10 protein-coding genes are annotated in these 14,450 nt (G+C 44.9%); all 10 read left to right on the top strand.

Features of this window, described 5'->3' with window-relative positions:
- Positions 1-221: 221 nt before the first annotated feature.
- The 10 genes from buk to prfB all read left to right on the top strand — a co-directional run bounded on the left by buk (position 222) and on the right by prfB (position 14,414).
- A complete protein-coding gene (gene buk / locus G610_RS0111190) occupies positions 222-1,289 on the top strand; it encodes a butyrate kinase (RefSeq protein ID WP_035793740.1) in 1,068 nt (355 codons plus the stop codon).
- 64 nt (positions 1,290-1,353) lie between these two features.
- A complete protein-coding gene (locus G610_RS0111195) occupies positions 1,354-3,000 on the top strand; it encodes a response regulator transcription factor (RefSeq protein ID WP_026524866.1) in 1,647 nt (548 codons plus the stop codon).
- A 1-nt stretch (position 3,001) separates the two neighbouring features.
- Positions 3,002-4,315, top strand: a complete 1,314-nt coding sequence (locus tag G610_RS0111200) for a sensor histidine kinase (protein ID WP_026524867.1) — start codon at positions 3,002-3,004, stop codon at positions 4,313-4,315.
- A 155-nt stretch (positions 4,316-4,470) separates the two neighbouring features.
- Positions 4,471-5,571 carry an ABC transporter substrate-binding protein gene (locus G610_RS0111205; RefSeq protein ID WP_026524868.1) on the top strand — a complete coding sequence of 367 codons (1,101 nt, stop codon included), beginning with the start codon at positions 4,471-4,473 and terminating at the stop codon, positions 5,569-5,571.
- A 105-nt stretch (positions 5,572-5,676) separates the two neighbouring features.
- Complete coding sequence (locus G610_RS0111210; RefSeq protein WP_026524869.1) at positions 5,677-7,191, top strand: sugar ABC transporter ATP-binding protein; 1,515 nt, start codon at positions 5,677-5,679, stop codon at positions 7,189-7,191.
- Positions 7,188-8,270: an ABC transporter permease gene (locus G610_RS0111215; RefSeq protein WP_026524870.1), complete on the top strand. Its 1,083-nt coding sequence runs from the start codon at positions 7,188-7,190 to the stop codon at positions 8,268-8,270. The genes G610_RS0111210 and G610_RS0111215 overlap by 4 nt, the downstream gene beginning before the upstream one ends.
- Positions 8,271-9,311 (top strand): ABC transporter permease subunit, encoded by a 1,041-nt coding sequence (locus tag G610_RS0111220; protein ID WP_026524871.1) that lies wholly within the window; start codon positions 8,271-8,273, stop codon positions 9,309-9,311.
- Complete coding sequence (locus G610_RS0111225; protein WP_026524872.1) at positions 9,311-10,357, top strand: ABC transporter substrate-binding protein; 1,047 nt, start codon at positions 9,311-9,313, stop codon at positions 10,355-10,357. The genes G610_RS0111220 and G610_RS0111225 overlap by 1 nt, the downstream gene beginning before the upstream one ends.
- Positions 10,358-10,555: 198 nt before the next feature.
- Entirely contained in the window at positions 10,556-13,126 is a 2,571-nt protein-coding gene (gene secA / locus G610_RS0111235; RefSeq protein ID WP_026524873.1) for a preprotein translocase subunit SecA, read from the top strand.
- A 145-nt stretch (positions 13,127-13,271) separates the two neighbouring features.
- Positions 13,272-14,414, top strand: coding sequence for a peptide chain release factor 2 (gene prfB / locus G610_RS0111240; RefSeq protein ID WP_026524874.1), 1,143 nt, complete (start codon positions 13,272-13,274; stop codon positions 14,412-14,414).
- Positions 14,415-14,450 lie beyond the last annotated feature (36 nt).

Here is a 14,450-nt window from a genome sequence, read left to right on the forward strand (position 1 = left end):
GGGGAAGGCATGAATGCTTTGCCTTCTTACCAAGGGGGAAAGACATGAATGCTTAGCCTTCTTACCAAGGGGGAAAGGCATGAATGCTTTGTCTTCTTAACAAGGGGGGAAGACATGAATGCTTTGTCTTCTGCCCAAGGGGGAAGACATGAATGCTTTGCCTTCTCCCCTTGGGGAGAAGGTGTCACCGTAGGTGACGGATGAGGGAGAAGGAGACAATTATGATCAAAAGTTTAATCATTAATCCGGGTTCCACATCTACCAAGCTTGGTATTTTTGAGGATGAGACTCTTACAATGGAGGAGACTCTCCGCCATCCCACAGAGGAGATTGCCAAGTACGACCACATCATCGATCAGCTTGGATGGAGAAAAGAGCTTATTCTTAACTTCCTTAAGAGCGCTGATCAGGATGTTAAGTCCTTCAATGTAATCGTAGGCCGCGGCGGACTGGTTAAGCCTATTCCCGGTGGTACATACGCAGTTAATGATGCACTTATCAAAGATCTTAAGGCAGGTGTTCAGGGTGAGCACGCTAGTAACCTTGGCGGACTTCTTGCAAAAGAGATCGCAGACGAGATCGGTGTTCCTTCATATATCGTAGATCCCGTTGTAGTTGATGAGCTTTGCGAAGAGGCAAGAGTTACAGGTCTTCCTCAGATCCCGAGAGTTTCAATTTTCCATGCACTTAATCAGAAGGCTGTTGCCAGAAGATATGCAAAGGAAATCGGCAAAAAGTACGAGGACATCAATCTTGTAGTAGTTCACCTTGGCGGCGGTGTTTCCGTAGGTGCTCACAAGAACGGTCAGATCATAGATGTATTCAACGCTCTTGATGGTGACGGCGCTATGTCTCCTGAGCGTGCAGGCGGACTTCCTACAGGTGGTCTTATCCGTCTTTGCTTCTCAGGTGAGTATTCTGAGGCTGAGGTTCGCAAGATGGCAGTTGGTAAGGGCGGCTTCAATGCTTGGCTTGGCACCAACGACATGAGAGAAGTTGTTAAGATGAGAGATGAAGGCGATGAGAAGGCTAAGCTTGTTATCGATGCATTCATCTTCCAGCTTGCTAAGAACATCGGATCAATGGCAGCTGTCCTTGATGGCAAGGTTGATCAGATCATTATTACAGGCGGTATCGCTTACAATGCTCCTATCATGGAGAGATTATCAGCTAAGGTTAAGTTCATCGCTCCTGTAACAGTTTATCCCGGTGAGGATGAGCTTCTTGCTCTTGCACAGGGTGCTCTCCGTGTAATGAACGGTGAGGAACAGGCTAAGATTTACGAGTAATACTTAGTGTTCTGATATTTTAAGAAAAGATAAGCCCTTCCGGGTACTTACCGGAGGGGCTTTTTTGAAAAGCTATACAAAAGAGGAATGTATGAAGGTATTTTTGGTTGAAGACGAGTTTGTCGTGAGGGAAGGCATAAAAAACAATGTGGACTGGCAGGCCCACGGCTATGAGTTTTGCGGAGAAGCAGGTGATGGGGAGCTTGCTTATTCAATGATACAGAAGTTAAAGCCGGACATTGTCATTACTGATATTAAGATGCCCTTTATGGACGGGCTTACACTGAGCCGCATGATCAAGGAAGAATTTCCCTGGATAGAGATTATTCTTCTTACAGGTTATGAGGATTTTCAGTATGCCACAGAGGCCATAAGAATAGGTGTATCCTGCTATCTCTCTAAGCCCATCAGCGGTGAGAGTCTCCTTAAAGAGGTGGACGCTGTAGCCAGGAGGATAGAGGAGAGGCAGGAAGAGGTTGAAGCAAAAAAGCGTTACGAAGAGGATATGGAAGAGCGTATGGAGCTGGAAAAACAGGAGTTTTTCAGCGATCTCGTAACAGGCAACAAGGAGTTTTCAGAGCTTTTAGAGAATGCCAAGAAGCTTTCAATCGATATTACCGCCATCAGATATAACATTTTGATGCTGAGGGTATGGTCAGGCAAACGTGATGCGAGAGAATATTCAGGAAGCGTCGTTGAAGTTGAGCAGGGAATCCGCAGGATTGCGGAAAAATACGGCGCTATCTATTTTAATTTAAATATAGAAGGCATAGCTTTGCTGTTTAAGGGAGATGATGATGAATCCTTAAGCGGCAGCATTGAGCGTTGCATTCAGGAGATGAAAAGGCTTCTGTTTGATTATAAACATGTGCGCTATTTTGGCGGTGTAGGCAGAAGCGTTGACAGGATCAGTGAGATTCCTGCCTGTTTTGGATGGGCCAGCAGAGCCTTTGCCCATATGTATCTGACAGATGAGAGCGGATTCTTGTTTGGCACGGAAGAAGCTCTTAAGAGCGGAAGCGACAATGTTATCCTGTCAGAGATAGATCCAAGGCACATTGACAGACGCCTTATCAAGGAATTTTTAAGACGTGGTGAGAAGTCTGAGACTGAGTTTTTCGTTGAAGAGTTCATTAACGGTATGGGCAGAAGCGCCATAAGATCTACTCTTATCAGACAGTATGTGGCAATGGATTTCTATTTTTGCGTATCTGATTTCCTTGAGAATGAGCTTGGAATTTCCAGAAAGGACCTCAGTGAAGAGGTGGAGACGCCCACACCTGAGATTCTCTCTGATGAGGAGAAGACTCAGAAGTACATGGGCAGGATCATCAATCAGGTGCTTGCTGTCAGGGAGGCTGATTCAAAGGGACGTTACAGCGATGTTGTAAGTGAAGTTATCTCCTATATTGAGAAGAATTACACAGATGATGAGCTTTCGCTTAATACGCTGGCAGCTCACGTTAATTTTTCACCCAATCACTTAAGTGCTATTTTTAAGGCACAGACGGGACAGCCCTTTATCAAGTACTTAACTGACTACCGTATGAATGCTGCTAAGGAGCTTCTTGTCACTACTTCAAAGAAGAGCAACGAGATAGGACTTATGGTGGGCTATAAGGATCCACACTATTTTTCATATACTTTCAAGAAGACCCAGGGCATGACCCCGACACAGTACAGAAGCGGAAGTTCTCCGGAGGTAAGCTGATATGGAGTTTCTAAAAAGAAGAAACAGATCAAAATCACACCTTGCGGACCAGATAAGACTTTCCTATCTGATACTGCTTCTTCCCAATATTGTTTTCATGTTTTATGCGTTCTTTAATCTGTGGACCATAAACGAGCGCTACAATGACATGCTTAATTCCGTGGTTGCAGCCAGTGAGTTCAGTTTGGACTTCAAGGAAAAGTTTGACTATGAGACCTATCTTTTAATAGTAGGAAATGTGTCTCCCGAGGAGTCTGCGATACCTCAGCTGATATCGGATGCAAGGGGTGTTGTCCACAGGCTTGAGGGCATGACCGATACTGAGGACAATGTGAAGCGTCTAGAGAGCGCAGGGAAATACCTTGATAACCTTGAGGGATACATCGCTCATATCGAAGACAACATGAACTACGAGGATAAGTATGACGACAACATGACTATCTGGGAGAACGACGTTCAGATAGTTACGTCCCTTATCAAGGAGACCATCAACGAGTATATCTATTATGAAAACAAGCAGCTTCAGACTGCCCAGGAGGAGACCAGTGCCTTTTTCCTTAACACGGCAAAGGTTTCTATAGGTATCTTTATTTTCATAGTGGTCAGTATTGTTTTCGTATCATTGGTTGGTCCTGTCATCATCACAAGACCCATCGAGGAGCAGGTAAAAGAAGAGCAGAAGCAGCTTCGTAAGGCTGAGTTCGAGCTTTTGCAGGCACAGATAAATCCTCACTTTTTATATAACACCCTTGATGCCATTGTTTGGTCTGCGGAGGCGGGGAACCAGAAGCAGGTTGTTAAGATGGTTGGCAGCCTCTCTGACTTTTTCAGGACTTCTCTTAACAAGGGTAAGGAAATCGTCACCATAAAAGAGGAGCTTCAGCACGTAAGAAGTTATCTGGAGATTCAGCAGATCAGATATCAGGATATTCTTACCTATGAGATTGATGCTGAGGATGAGATTGGGGAATACAAGATTCCCAAGATTACGGTTCAGCCCATAGTTGAGAATGCGCTTTATCACGGAATAAAAAATAAGCGGGGAGGCGGAAAGATCACTGTAAACGGCAAGTCCGACGGTGATGATATCGTGATAACGGTTCATGACGATGGAATGGGTATGGATTTTGACAGGCTCCAGCAGGTACAGCAGAGTCTTGTTTCCAGCGATGAAAATGAAAAGGCGATCTATGGTCTTTATAATGTAAATGAGAGAATACGTCTGGAATTTGGTGAAGAATACGGTATAAAAATCGAGAGTATTCACGGCATTGGAACCACAGTTACGGTTCGTCTGCCGAAAATCTTAACCTGAATCGTAAAAAATTCAACTTTTCAATTCAAGATGATAAAAATTCCAACTTTATAAAGTTTTTTATTCAATGGCTTTTTTTCTCCAAAAATCTAAAATATTAACTAACAGGGACGAAGTCCCAATATTCACATCATATTTTTTGGAGGGAAAAAGTTATGAGAAGAAAGTTATTGTCAGTAATTATGGCATCCGCTATGACACTTAGCTTAGTGGCATGTGGCGGCGGCGCAGCAGAGAGCACAACTACAGAAGCTCCTGCAGCAACAGAGGAAACAGCAACAGAGGAAACAGCAGCTGAGGAGCCTGCAGCAGAAGAAGCAGCAGAAGAGCCCGCAGCAGAAGAGACAGCAGCTGAGGACACAGCAGCTTCAGGCGACCTTATCAAGGTTGGTATCATCAACAACGATCCTAACGAGTCCGGCTATCGTACAGCTAACGATGCTGACCTCAAGGCTACATTCACAAAAGAGAACGGCTATGATGCATCATTTGCATACAGCTTAAAGAATGATGAGCAGATCGCAGCAGCTCAGACATTCATTCAGGACGAAGTAGATTACCTTCTTCTTTCCGCAGCTGATACAGCAGGCTGGGATTCAGTTCTTCAGGATGCTCAGGCAGCAGGAATCAAGGTTATCCTTTTCGACCGTACAATCGATGCAGATCCCAGCCTCTATGAAGCTTCTATCGTTTCAGATATGGCTAAGGAAGGCGAGACAGCAGTTACATGGCTTGCAGGTCAGGGACTTGACGAGTACAACATAATCCACCTTCAGGGTGTTATGGGTTCAGCAGCTCAGCAGGGACGCAGCGGCGCTCTTGATGAGAAGGTTGCAGCAGAAGCTAACTGGAACATCGTTAACCAGCAGACAGCTGAGTGGAACGCTGAGAAAGCACAGCAGATCGTTCAGTCAGTTATCGATTCCGGCGAGAAGTTCAACGTAATCTATGCTGAGAACGACGATATGGCTAAGGGTGCAGTTGCAGCTCTTGACGCAGCTGGTATCTCACACGGTGTTGGCAAAGACGTTATCGTAATGGGCTTTGACTGCAACAAGTGGGCACTTGAAGAGCTCCTTGCTCAGAACTGGAACTATGATGGACAGTGCAATCCTTTCCAGTCAAGCTACATCGATGAGATCATCAAGACTCTTGAGAGCGGCGGATCACTTTCAGAGAAGACCATCATCATGGACGAGAAGGGCTTCGATGCAAGCACAATCACTCAGGAAGATGTTGATAACTACGGCATATAATAGTATTGATGCGTAGCAATTTGGTTATCAATTTAAATTAGTCTATTCAGCGCGGTGCGGAGAAGTGTCCGCACCGCGCATTTTTTAAGAAGCGAGGTAGAACCGGTGGAAGAAAACAGAGTGCTCGAAATGCGAGGCATAAATAAATCGTTTCCGGGCGTTAAGGCATTGCAGAACGTGGATTTTAACCTGGGTAAAGGTGAGATTCATGCTCTGATGGGCGAAAACGGTGCCGGAAAATCCACACTGATCAAGGTGCTTACCGGAGTGTATTCCAAGGACTCAGGAACTATCAGCCTTCAGGGGAAAGGTGAGGTTGCCATTCATTCACCTCAGGATGCACAAAAAAACGGTATCAGTACTGTTTATCAGGAAATAACGCTCTGCCCCAACCTTACTGTTGCTGAGAACATGTTCATCGGCAGAACACAGGGAGTCATCACCAACTGGAAGAAGATAAATGAAGACGCTGACAAGCTCCTTCAGAATCTGGATATCCCTGCCAAGGCAACGCAGCAGCTTTCCAACTGCTCAATCGCAGTTCAGCAGATGGTTGCCATTGCAAGAGCCGTTGATATGGAGTGTGAGGTTCTGATTCTGGATGAGCCTACATCATCTCTTGATGAGCAGGAGGTTGAGAAACTCTTTAACCTGATGAGAAATCTGAAAAACAGAGGTGTTGGAATTATTTTCGTAACACACTTCCTTGATCAGGTATATGAGGTATGTGACAAGATCACCGTTCTCAGAGACGGTCAGCTTGTGGGAGAGTATGAAATTAAAGATCTGCCCAGAGTTCAGCTGGTTGCCAAGATGCTTGGCAAGGAGATGGACGATCTCTCAGATATTAAGGGAGAGAGCGGCGGATACGAGGGAGCAGATGCAAATGATAAAATCTTTGAAGCAAGCGAGCTTCAGAGTGATGCTGGCATTAAGCCCTTCGATTTTTATATCAAAAAAGGAGAGGTCAACGGATTTACAGGACTTCTCGGATCAGGCCGAAGCGAGTGCGTTCGTGCTATCTTTGGTGCTGACAGAGTTCTTGGCGGTAAGGTCAAGATGCATGGCAAGGAGGTTAAGATTAACAAGCCCCTTGATGCAATGAAGAACGGAATTGCTTATCTTCCTGAGGACAGAAAGGTTGATGGTATCATTGGGGATCTTTCAGTAAGAGATAACATCATACTTGCGCTTCAGGTGCTTAAGGGATTTTTCAAGCCCTTCTCAAAGGCACAGGCTTATGCTTTTGCAGACGAATATATTAAGAAGTTAAACATTAAAACTGCTTCTGCGGACACACCGATTAAGTCACTTTCCGGTGGTAATCAGCAGAAGGTTATCCTTGCCAGATGGCTGCTTATGCATCCTGAATATCTGATCCTTGATGAGCCTACAAGAGGTATCGACGTAGGAACCAAGGTAGATATCCAGAAGCTTGTCCTTGATCTTGCAAAGGACGGCATGAGTGTAACCTTCATTTCATCTGAGACAGATGAGATGCTGAGAACCTGCTCAAGGCTTGTTGTCATGAGAGACCGCAAGGTTGTAGGAGAGTTGTCGGGTGGTGATCTTACCCAGAACAAGATCATGAGTACGATTGCAGGGGAGAGTAAGGTATGAGTAAGATAGAAAAAAATGAGCAGAGCTTTCTTAAAAGGCTCGTAAGTAATCAGCTCTTTATACCGGTTATAGCGCTTCTTTTGCTGTCGGTTATAAATCTGATAAATGATCCCGGATTTTTCAAAATAACACTGGGAACAAATAATGCAGGTAATCCTGTTCTTTCAGGATATCTGATCACCATCCTGGACTACGGTTCAGAACTTGGTATTCTTGCAATCGGAATGACACTTGTAACTGCTGCTTCAGGCGGACAGGATATTTCGGTCGGAGCTACAATCGCTATCGCAGGTTCTGCAATGCTTAGAGTTCTCTGCGGCGGTGTTTCAAGACCTACTGAACTGGCAGCACCTGTAATCGTTGCATTTCTTGTAGCCTGCGTGGTTGGTATGCTCTGCGGAGCCTTCAACGGAATGCTGGTCTCGGTGTTTAAGATACAGCCCATGATAGCGACGCTGATACTTTTCACGGCTGGAAGATCAATCGCAGCGTGGATCAACAACAACGAGCTGCCCATCGTTCCTGACCCGAAGTTTGGTTACTTTGGCGGATTTATTCCCGGAATTCCGATTCCGACAACAGTTTTCATAGTTATCGCTTGTATTATAGTTATCGCACTTGTTCTTAAGTTTACAAACCTTGGACTTTACACACAGGCAGTTGGTATCAACGAGAGTTCTTCAAGACTTAACGGTATCAATCCTACCTTTATAAAGTTCCTCAGCTTTGTAATCCTTGGACTTTGCGTAGCTGTTGCAGCTCTTATCAAGGTCAGCAGACTTTCAACCATCAACTATTCTGTAATTGCAAAGGATATAGAGATGGATGCGATCCTTGCGGTTGCACTTGGCGGTAACGCACTTTCAGGTGGTAAGTTCAATATGTGGGCTTCAATCCTTGGAGCTTATGTAATACAGTTTTTGACAACTACCCTTTATAAGTTCAATGTTTCTTCAGATGCACTTGCAGCTTACAAGGCAGTAGTAGTTATCCTCCTTGTTGTTTTCTCTGCTCCCAAGGTAAGAGAGTCTATGAGTGGTTTAGTGAAAAAAGCCACAGCTAAGAAGGGGGTGGCTTAAATGAAAGAAGCAAATGAAAAGAAGGGCTTTTTGTCCAAAATGAATGATACAAGCCTCCTCCTGGCGATTACTATTGTAATCTTCTTCCTTATGTATATAGGAGCAATAGTGTTCCAGGGAGGCGGATTTACAAAGCCTCAGATGTTTTTCAACATCCTCAATTCCAATGCGGCTCTTATCATCACAGCCTGCGGAATGAGCGTGGTTATGATCTCCGGCGGTATCGATATCTCTGTAGGCGGCGTTGTTGCACTTGTTTCCATGTGCTGTGCTGTGTACCTTGATTATCATGATGGTAGTATCTTTGGTTCTATCCTTATCGCTCTTGGAATCGGTGTTGCTTACGGTATAGTACAGGGCTTCTTGGTTGCTTACCTTGATATCCAGCCCTTTATCGTATCCCTTGCAGGTATGTTCTTTGCAAGAGGTATGACCACTATCGTAAACACAGCTCCCTTCAACGTAGCTGATGAGGAGTTCACAGCTCTTAAGCTTACGAGAATTTATGTGCCCGGAATGGGAACAGTTAATAAAAAAGGCATTTACGTACCTGCTTATGTAGAAATTGGTGTAATCGTAGCGCTGATAATTGTGGTATTATTGTTTGTGGTGCTCAGATGGACCAAGCTTGGAAGAAGCTTCTATGCAGTAGGCGGAAACAAGCAGAGTGCGCTTATGCTCGGCATTAACGTTCAGAGGACAAAATTTATCTCACACATGATCTGCTCAGTTCTTGCGGGAATCGGCGGATATGTGTACTTCCTTCACGTTGGATCCGGTTCAGCTTCACATGCCATGGGTATGGAAATGAACGCAATAGCATCCTCCATCATCGGAGGTACGATGCTTACAGGTGGTGTCGGCAATATCATAGGCACACTTTTTGGTGTTCTGTCACTTAGTACAATTCAGAATATCGTTGCGTCCGCAGGTCTTGATCAGGCTTGGTGGACCGGAATCACCATAGCAGCTATGCTCTGCGTATTCTTGCTGATCCAGAGTGTTGTTATGGCACAGAAAAAGAAGGCAGTTAAAAGCTAATGAAAAAAGCCATTTATGTTACCACAATGCTGCTCCTTACGCTGGCACTTTTTGCCGGCTGCGGGAGCAGCAGTGCTAATGAAGAAAATAAAAATGAGACGGAAGCATCGCAGGTCAACAGGATAACTGTTGGCTTTTCGCAGCTTGGCGCAGAATCCGATTGGAGAAATACCAACACGGAGTCGATGCAGAACGCTTTTACAAAGGAAGCGGGCTATAACCTCATATATAAGAACGGTCAGCAGAAACAGGCCAATCAGATCACTGCCGTAAGGACTTTTATTCAGCAGGATGTTGATTATATTGTTCTTGCACCTGCCACAGAGACAGGCTGGGATACGGTTTTATCTGAAGCAAAGGAAGCGAACATCCCTGTAATCCTGGTTGACAGAAGAGTTGATACAGCGGATAAAAGCCTTTATTCCTGTTGGGTGGGATCTGATTTTGAATTAGAGGCAAAGAAGCTTACAGCCTGGATTAAGAACTATACCATTAAGAGAGGAATTGCTCCGGGAGAGCTTCATATAGTAAACATTCAGGGTACCATGGGCTCCACAGCCCAGATAGGACGTACCAGAGGCCTTGCAAATGCAGCAAGGGAGAATCACTGGGAGATAATCTCAGAGACCAGCGGCGATTTCACGGAAGCCAAGGGCAGAGAAGTCATGGCCGCACTTTTAAAAAGATTTGACAATATCAATGTGGTTTATTGTGAGAACGACAATATGGCAATCGGCGCAATTGATGCCATTGAGAGCGCAGGCGGTCATGTTGGCGGGGATATCATGAACGGAGACATAATGGTCGTATCCTTTGATGGCGTAAACAAAGAGTCTCTGGAATATTGTAAAGAAGGAAAAATATCCTGCATAGCTGAGTGCAATCCCCTTCACGGGCCCAGGGTAAAGGCACTTATTGAGGCTTTGGAGAGTGGCAACACCCCTGAGAAATTCAACTATGTGGATGAAAAGATATATAGTTCAATAGAAGACGTGATCAGTGTAGTTGTAGACGGCGAGAAATACGAAGTAGAGAAGCCGGAGTAAAACGTGCATCTCTGCGGAGCGCTATGGAAACGGGGATTTTGCCCATGGCCATAGTTGATTAAGTTACTTAAATTTGATACAATGTCATTTGTGATTTTGTCTTTATAGAGCGGGAGGCGAATCGTATTATGTTACTGCTTCCTGCTTTTTATATGCACAGAATATACAGACGTAATTATTTTTATGGAGCGATAAGAAATGAGTATTATTGATAAGATTATCGGTACACACAGTGAGAGAGAGCTTAAGCGTATTCAGAGTACTGTAGATAAGATTGAGAGCCTGCAGCCTGAGATGAAGAAGCTCACTGATGACGAGCTTAAGGCTAAGACCGATGAATTCAAGAAGAGACTTGAGGGCGGCGAGACACTTGATGATATTTTGCCTGAGGCCTACGCAACAGTGCGTGAGGCAGCATGCAGAGTTCTTGGTATGGAACACTTCCGCGTTCAGCTTATTGGTGGCGTTATTCTCCACCAGGGTCGTATAGCCGAGATGCGTACCGGTGAAGGTAAGACACTTGTAGCAACACTTCCTTCATATCTTGATGCACTTGAAGGCAAGGGCGTACATGTAGTTACCGTCAATGATTATCTTGCAAAGCGTGATGCTGAGTGGATGGGAAAGGTTCACGAGTTCCTCGGCCTTACAGTCGGTGTTGTTCTCAACAGCATGACAAGTGAGGAGAGACAGGCAGCTTATGGCTGTGACATCACTTATGTAACCAACAACGAGCTTGGTTTCGATTATCTTCGTGACAACATGGCTATCTACAAAGAGCAGTGCGTACTTAGAGGTTTGAATTACGCTATCATCGACGAGATAGACTCAATCCTTATCGACGAAGCCCGTACACCTCTTATCATTTCCGGTCAGAGTGACAAGTCCACCAAGCTTTACGAGGCCTGCGATATTCTTGCCAAGCAGATGACTCGTGGTGAGGACCAGGAAGAGTTCTCCAAGATGGATGCCATCATGGGTATCGAGCAGGAGGAGACAGGCGACTTCATAGTTAATGAGAAGGACAAGATTGTCAATCTTACAGCACAGGGTGTTGCAAAGGTTGAGAATTTCTTCCGTATAGATAACCTTGCAGATCCTGAGAACCTTGAGATCCAGCACAATATCATTCTGGCTCTCCGTGCTAACAACCTCATGTTCAAGGATCACGATTACATTGTAAAAGATGATGAGGTTCTCATCGTTGATGAGTTCACAGGACGTGTAATGCCCGGACGTCGTTATTCAGACGGTCTCCATCAGGCTATCGAAGCAAAAGAGCATGTTAAGGTTAAGCGTGAGTCCAAGACTCTTGCAACCATCACATTCCAGAACTTCTTTAATAAATTCGAGAAAAAGTGCGGTATGACAGGTACAGCTCTTACAGAGGAGCGAGAGTTCCGTGATATTTACGGTATGGACGTTATCGAGATTCCTACCAACAAGCCTGTTGTACGTATTGACCATCAGGATGCTGTTTACAAGACCAAGAAGGAGAAGCTCAATGCGGTAGCTGATGCTGTTCAGGCAGCTCACGAGAAGGGACAGCCCGTTCTTGTCGGTACTATCACAATCGAGTCTTCAGAGGAAGTAAGTAAGCTCCTTAAAAAGCGCGGTATTTCACATAACGTATTGAATGCCAAGTTCCATGAGATGGAAGCTCAGATAGTTGCAGAGGCAGGAAAACACGGCGCCGTTACAATCGCAACTAACATGGCAGGTCGTGGTACCGATATTAAGCTTGATGATGAGGCAGTTGCTGCCGGCGGTCTTAAGATCATTGGTACAGAGAGACACGAAAGTAGACGTATTGATAACCAGCTCCGTGGACGTTCAGGACGTCAGGGAGATCCCGGTGAATCCAAGTTCTACCTTTCATTGGAGGATAACCTCCTTAGATTGTTCGGTTCTGAGAGACTTATTTCAATGTTTAATTCTCTTGGAATTCCGGAAGGCCAGGAGATCGAGCACAAGGCTCTTTCCAAGGCTATCGAATCAGCTCAGAAGAAGATCGAGGATAACAACTATGGTATCCGTAAGAACCTTCTTGAGTATGACCAGGTTAACAACGAGCAGCGTGAGATCATCTATGATGAGCGTAGAAGAGTTCTTGACGGCGACAGCATGCGTGATACTGTTTACAAGATGATCACAGATATTGTTGAAGAGTCAGTTGAGACCGTTGTAGGCGAAGTTACAGATGCAGATGAGTGGAATCTCAAAGAGCTCAATGAGCTTCTGCTTCCCACAATCCCGCTTAAGAAGATCAACCGCGGACGTATCACCAAGCTTACCAAGAACGGACTTAAGCAGCAGCTTAAGGAAGAGGCAGTTAAGCTTTACGAGGAGAAGGAGGCTGAGTTCCCTGAGCCCGAGACAATCCGTGAGATAGAGCGTGTAATTCTCCTTAAGGTAATCGACAGAAAGTGGATGGACCACATTGATGATATGGATCAGCTCCGTCAGGGTATCGGCCTTCAGGCTTTTGCTCAGCGTGATCCTAAGCTTGAGTACAAGCTGGCAGGCTTCGAGATGTTCGATGAGATGACTCGCAACATCAAGGAAGATACTGTAAGACTTCTCTTCCATGTACACATTGAGGAGAAGGTAGAGCGTGAGCAGGTTGCTAAGGTAACCGGCACAAACAAAGATGAAAGTGCAGTAAAAGAGCCCAAGAAGCGCATGGAAGCCAAGGTTTATCCCAATGATCCCTGCCCTTGCGGAAGCGGCAAAAAATACAAGAACTGCCACGGAAGAGCACAGGCTTGACAGAATGTGTATAATTAATTTACTTGCTTGGTAGTGAAAATACAGCCTTCCCCTTTTAGGGGAAGGCGGCTGCGAAGCAGCCGGATCAGGTTGTCCTTGGATAATAGAATATTAGTCCAAGCTTTTTTTATGGAAGGATATAAAAATGGTAGTTTTAGATCAGATGAAGGTTGAGCTTTCTAATCTTAGAGGTACTCTTGATGAGATTACAGCCTCACTTGACCTTGATTCAAAGAAGAAAATGATTGAAGAGTTATCCCGTGAGATGGAAGAACCTAATTTCTGGGATGACGCTGAAAAAGCCAATAAGAAGACAAGAAACCTTAAGAACATGCAGGATCTTGTTGAAGAGGTAGAGGGCCTTCACAAACAGTACGACGATATGATGGATCTCATCGACCTTCAGAACGAAGAGGGTGTTGATGATGACGATATGGCAGCAGAGATCAGAGAAGAGCTTGATCAGTTTGAAGATACTCTTGAGAAGATCCGTATCAGCAATCTTTTGAACGGACCTTATGATAAATATGATGTAATCCTCAGACTTAATGCAGGTGCCGGCGGAACAGAGGCATGCGACTGGGCATCAATGCTTTATAGAATGTACACCAGATGGGCAGAGAGAAAGGGCTTCACAACAGAGGTTCTTGACTATCTCGATGGTGATGAAGCAGGAATCAAGTCCGTTACATTCCAGATTTCAGGAACTAATGCTTACGGACTTCTTAAGTCAGAGCACGGTGTTCACAGACTTGTTCGTATCAGTCCTTTCAATGCACAGGCTAAGAGACAGACTTCATTCGTTTCATGTGATATTATGCCTGATATTGAGGAAGATGTAGATATCGACATCAATCCTGATGACCTTAGAATTGATACATACCGTTCAAGTGGTGCCGGTGGACAGCACATCAATAAGACATCATCTGCTGTACGTATCACACATATTCCTACAGGTGTTGTAGTTGCTTGTCAGAATGAGCGTTCTCAGTTCCAGAACAAGGACAAGGCTATGCAGATGCTGAAGGCAAAGCTTTTCATTATGAAACAGGAAGAGCAGGCAGCCAAGCTTGCAGGCATCAGAGGTGAGGTAATGGATAACGCATGGGGAAGCCAGATTCGTTCCTACGTTCTTCAGCCTTACACAATGGTTAATGACACTCGTACAGGTTTCAAGGCTTCTAACGCAGACGGCGTTCTTGACGGAGATCTTGATCCCTTCATCAATGCATATCTTAAATGGCTGGCAACAGGCGGAAAGCCCGTTGGCGATACAGATGCAGAATAATGGCATCAGGAAGAATATGGCTAGTTGATGACAGAA

Source organism: Butyrivibrio sp. MB2005, assembly GCF_000424285.1.
Lineage (GTDB): Bacteria > Bacillota > Clostridia > Lachnospirales > Lachnospiraceae > Butyrivibrio.

Excerpts from the sequence above, each read along its gene's own strand:
- buk (WP_035793740.1), top strand. The coding sequence starts at position 222 with ATGATCAAAAGTTTAATCATTAATCCGGGTTCCACATCTACCAAGCTT.
- G610_RS0111200 (WP_026524867.1), top strand. The coding sequence starts at position 3,002 with ATGGAGTTTCTAAAAAGAAGAAACAGATCAAAATCACACCTTGCGGAC.
- G610_RS0111205 (WP_026524868.1), top strand. The coding sequence starts at position 4,471 with ATGAGAAGAAAGTTATTGTCAGTAATTATGGCATCCGCTATGACACTT.
- G610_RS0111215 (WP_026524870.1), top strand. The coding sequence starts at position 7,188 with ATGAGTAAGATAGAAAAAAATGAGCAGAGCTTTCTTAAAAGGCTCGTA.
- G610_RS0111220 (WP_026524871.1), top strand. The coding sequence starts at position 8,271 with ATGAAAGAAGCAAATGAAAAGAAGGGCTTTTTGTCCAAAATGAATGAT.
- G610_RS0111225 (WP_026524872.1), top strand. The coding sequence starts at position 9,311 with ATGAAAAAAGCCATTTATGTTACCACAATGCTGCTCCTTACGCTGGCA.
- secA (WP_026524873.1), top strand. The coding sequence starts at position 10,556 with ATGAGTATTATTGATAAGATTATCGGTACACACAGTGAGAGAGAGCTT.
- prfB (WP_026524874.1), top strand. The coding sequence starts at position 13,272 with ATGGTAGTTTTAGATCAGATGAAGGTTGAGCTTTCTAATCTTAGAGGT.